Below are 4,283 nucleotides of genomic sequence, written 5' to 3'. Positions count from 1 at the left end.
CACTCGAAAGCACGCCGCTGCGGGTCCTGGAGGAACGTGCCGAGCGTCCCGCACAGATCGCACGCGCAACCGGTGGGCAATGCGATCGACCAGTCGTCGAACACACGCTGCGGACGGGCGAGGGTCTCTCGGATCCGTTCTGCGCAGCCGAGGGCAAGCTCGCCGAAGCCTTCGCTATGTGGTTCCGCGGCTCGCAGCGCGGCCATCACCAGTGAGATCGCCTGATCGCCGCCGGTCTGCGCGAGCTTGGCGACATCGGCCAGCAGGCCGGTCGATCCGGTCTGGGCGGCGGCGGCGGTGATCCCGGCGAGCGGTCCGCCGAGGCCGGTCAGCCAGGTGTCCAGTCTGCTGGTGGACGGCCCGGTGAGCATGGGACGGACCCCGTCGGCCAGCCATGTCCAGGACAGGTCCACGATGTGGTGGGCGGTCGCGTTTCCTTCGCTCCCTGCGGCTGACAACGCCGCGCACAACCGGGGAAGACCCGTGAGCCATTCCAGCCGTTCCGGGGTATGGCCGTAGCCTCCCGCTCGCCATGCGGCGGACCAGTCGGCGAGCAGGCCGGTGGTCCAGGTGTCGCCGTACTGCGCGGCCAGGGCGGCGAGCGCGGGGGCGTGGCCGGGGGCCAGTTGCTCCAGCTGGAACGGACGCAGGAGCATGGCCGCCGTCTCCGCGTCGTCCAGCCCTTTGGCGGTTTCCAACGCTTTGCCGAGGAGTTCGCTGTGCGGGGTGGAGCGGACCGAGGCGTTCCAGAACGGTTCCAGTGACCGTGCCGCCTCGCGGGCCTTGGTGACCTCTCCGGTACGGATCATCTCGTTGAGGGCGTTCATCGCCCAGGTCGAGGAGGCCTGGGCTCGGCTGGTGAAGTCGCGGCTGCGGGGCCAGATGACCAGTGCCGCCCGGCGGTACCAGCGGTCCAGGGTGTTGCCGTAGTTGCCCATGTAGCCCTCGTACTGCGAGGCGTGGGGCGTGAGGTCGGCCGTCGGGGTCGTCGCGGCCACCGCCGTGTCGCTGACGGTCAGCGAGATCTCCTCGGGCCGTCCGCCTTCCGGGCTGACCCAGTGGGCGAGGGTGATGGAGGAGTCGATCAGGTCCTGCAGGACGTACCGCTCGTCCTCCGCGTCGTCGTCGTCGTCTTCGTCGTCGTAGTGGTCGTAGTGGTCGTAGTGCCAGGAATCCTCGCCGTCGGAGCCGTAGGCGTTCCAGGTTTCCTGAATCTCCGCGAGGGCCAGCGTTATCTCACAGTCCGCGCGGTCGGCTGCGGCCCGCAGCAGCGCGGCCCGGGCGGCGTCGGAGCCCTTCAGCCGCTGCCAGCTCAGTCCCCGGGCGGTGTACTCGTGGTCGAGCAGGTACGCCAGCCGGATCGGCGGGTCGGCCTGGCCTCTGCCGTAGGAGAGGGTGATCGGGGTGGCGAAGTGTTCGTCGAGGCAGGCCGCGAGTTCACCTGTCAGCGTGTCCTGGGCTGCGGTGTCCTGGGCTGCGGCGCCACCGCTGTCTCCGGTCAGGAGCAGGTTGTAGGTGAGGGTGATCCGGTTCCCCGCTGTCACGGGGAGGACCTGGTGGTGGCAGTCGGCGTAGAAGGCGACCAGCGAGACCGCGACCTTCGATCCGCGGTGTTCCTTCCGCCGGCCGAGGTGTTCGATGACGAGCTCGCCGCCGGTGTGGTCGGACGGCAGCGTCACGACCAAGGTGGCGACCATGGTGTCGTCCTTCTCGGAGTCTTGGTGGGTGACGAAGAACTGGCCGGTTTCGTACAGGAGCATGGAATGCAGGTCCGCCGTGAGCTCGCAATGGGATGGCAGTCCCAGTTCGTCGCGCATCGCCGCCAGGACGGCCCCGAACCGGGCGGCCCACTCGATGTGCACCAGCTCCGTGGGGATCTCCCAGGTGTCACGGATCTCCGGGTCGGTCAGGGTCTCCTCGCCGCGTCCGAACCGTGCCCGGCGGCCGAGCTCGCGCAGCCGGGCGGACTGCTCCTCGGAGACGGGGAATCGGAGCGGGCCGACTCCGTCGACCGTCACCGACAGGTCGGACATGAAGAGCTTCTGGTAGACGCTCCACGCGGCCTGCTCCTCCAGCTCCCCCGGCTTCCCAGGCTCACCGAGCAGCTCAGCCAGTCGCTCGCGGGCCGTACCCGGCACGAAACACCACTCCCTCTCACGCGAAACCCCTAAATTACCGGGCTTACGGCGCACCGACGGACGAAATCAGGCGTCATGAGCGAAAGGAAAACTCTCGAAAGGGACAGGGGCATGACCGCGACCCAGACCGAACTTCAGCTCGACACCTGGTGCCTGGCGGACCTTGAGGTACACCCGTACGGCCTGTGCCACGAACTCTTTCGTCGTCCTTCGCACCGGGGCCCCGCCGGGACGCTTAGGGACATATGCCGTCGAGGACGAGGCGGAGCAAGCGGTGTGCCGTCAGCGGATCACCTTCGGTGACCCGAGAGACCGCCTCTACCAGGGTGAGCAGATCGTCCGGGGAGACTTCGGGACGGACGGCGGCCACCGCGAGGGCACGACTCACCAGGACCACGGTCGCCTCCCGCACGATGTCATGACAGGTGTCACCGTCGGGCGCATCGACGTCCGCCCCGGCGGCCAGCGAAGCGGGCAGGCCACGGGTGTTCGCCGCGGCGGTCGTCAGTTCTTCCAGCCAGGTCACGAGTCCCGTCCGGGGGTCACCACCGGCCAGTTCGCCGGCCCGCCGACGAAGACGCTCGACCTCATCGCGGAATACCTCCTCGAGCAACGCCTGGCGGGAGGCGAAGTGCCGGTGCAAGGTGGCGGAGCCCACACCGGCTTCGCGGGCGATCTCCTCGAGGGAGACCTGGGCTCCGTCGCGGGCGACGAGGGCCGCGGCCGTCGCGACGAGCCGCTCATGGTTGCGTTGCCAGTCCGACCGCTGCGGCCCGGCCTTGGGGTTCGCCATTGGTACGACCTCTCATTGACAAACGGAGTGGGCCCCCATATCGTAGCGGGACATTAAGTGGGGTGTGACCCCATTTCGAGTTGCGGAGGATCGCTGTGCCTGAATCGTCATCGTTCGTGCTGGTCGTCGGAGCGACCGGCAAGCAGGGAGGCGCCGTGGCCCGCGCGCTGCTGCGCTCCGGCGTCCCGGTCCACGCGCTGGTGCGAGACCCCGGCGCCGAGAGCGCCGCCGCCCTCGGCGCTCTGGGTGCCGTCCTTGTGCGCGGCGACCTCGACGACGTGGCCTCGCTGACGGCGGCGCTCGACGGTGCCCGTGCGGTGTTCTCGGTGCAGACACCTGATGCCACTGACCTGGTGGGCGCCTCCGAAGTCCGACGCGGGCGAAACCTCGTCGAGACCGCCCGGGCGGCGGGCGCCGAGCACTTCGTGCACACCTCGGTGTCGGGCGCGGGCACCGTCGACGTCGAACGCTTCGACGAGCAGCGCTGGGGCATGCACATGCTGCACTACTGGCGCAGCAAGGCCGCGATCGAGGACCTCGTGCGCGCCGCCGGCTTCCCCCAGTGGACGATCCTGCGACCGGCCACGTTCATGGAGAACTTCATCCGTCCGTCGTTCTACTTCGCGGACATGACTTCGGATCGGCTCCTCGTCGCGGTCGATCCCGATGTCCGGCTTCCCTTCGTCGCAGTCGACGACATCGGAGCGGCCGCTGCCGCGGCATTTGCGGAACCTCGGCGTTTTCACGGCGTCGAACTCGAACTGGCCGGTGACGTTCTGAGCTTCCGCACCGCCGTACGGGTCCTGTCCGAGGTCCTCGGGACGACCATCGAGCTTCCGGCCGGCCCGGAACACGCTCGCGCGAACGGCCTCGTGACCGAGCTCTTCCTGGCGCAGCGGTATATGAGCGCTCATCCCGCACCGGCGCGTCCCGAATTCGCGGCAAACTTGGGGATACCGCTGACCGCCTTCCAGCAGTGGACAAAGACCACCCTGGGTGGTCGGCCCTCCGGCTCGCAGGGGAGTTGACCTCGCCGCCGTGGTCTTGACCGCCTCGCCACAGGCGGGCAGGTCCTGAGTAGTCCTGCGGCGGTTTCTCACCCGGTTCGGGGCAGGCATAGGCCGGTCGCGGCGGCGTAGCGCCGGGCGAGGTGCTCGAAGGCGTCCTTGAGCTCGGGCGGGCCGACCACCTCGAAGTCGGCGTCGAACCTGCCGATGGCGGCGGCCAAAGCGGCCCAGGACCATGAGCCCAGGACGAGGCGGCAGCGGTTCGGGCCGAGTTCCTCGACGAGTCCGTCGTGGGTGTACCGGGACACGACGGCGGCCGGCAGGTCGAGGATCACCTCGCCGCTG

4 protein-coding genes are annotated in these 4,283 nt (G+C 69.1%); 1 reads left to right on the top strand and 3 read right to left on the bottom strand.

What is annotated here, in order from left to right; genetic code table 11:
• Both Mth01_RS28990 and Mth01_RS28985 read right to left on the bottom strand, forming a co-directional pair.
• On the bottom strand, window positions 1-2,138 hold a 2,138-nt coding region (locus tag Mth01_RS28990), incomplete at its 3' end, for a 2OG-Fe(II) oxygenase (protein WP_204019150.1).
• A 235-nt stretch (window positions 2,139-2,373) separates the two neighbouring features.
• Window positions 2,374-2,931, bottom strand: a complete 558-nt coding sequence (locus Mth01_RS28985; RefSeq protein WP_204019149.1) for a TetR/AcrR family transcriptional regulator — start codon at window positions 2,929-2,931, stop codon at window positions 2,374-2,376.
• 95 nt (window positions 2,932-3,026) lie between these two features.
• Between Mth01_RS28985 and Mth01_RS28980 the strand changes: the two genes are divergently transcribed.
• A complete protein-coding gene (locus tag Mth01_RS28980) occupies window positions 3,027-3,959 on the top strand; it encodes an NmrA/HSCARG family protein (RefSeq protein WP_204019148.1) in 933 nt (310 codons plus the stop codon).
• A gap of 68 nt (window positions 3,960-4,027) precedes the next feature.
• Here the strand turns inward: Mth01_RS28980 and Mth01_RS28975 are convergent.
• On the bottom strand, window positions 4,028-4,283 hold a 256-nt coding region (locus tag Mth01_RS28975; RefSeq protein WP_239090088.1), incomplete at its 5' end, for a WYL domain-containing protein.

The sequence above is a fragment of the Sphaerimonospora thailandensis genome, assembly GCF_016863115.1.
Classification (GTDB): Bacteria; Actinomycetota; Actinomycetes; order Streptosporangiales; family Streptosporangiaceae; genus Sphaerimonospora; species Sphaerimonospora cavernae.
Note: the sequence above shows the minus strand (reverse complement) of the source record. Positions and strands in the feature narration are given on the sequence as shown.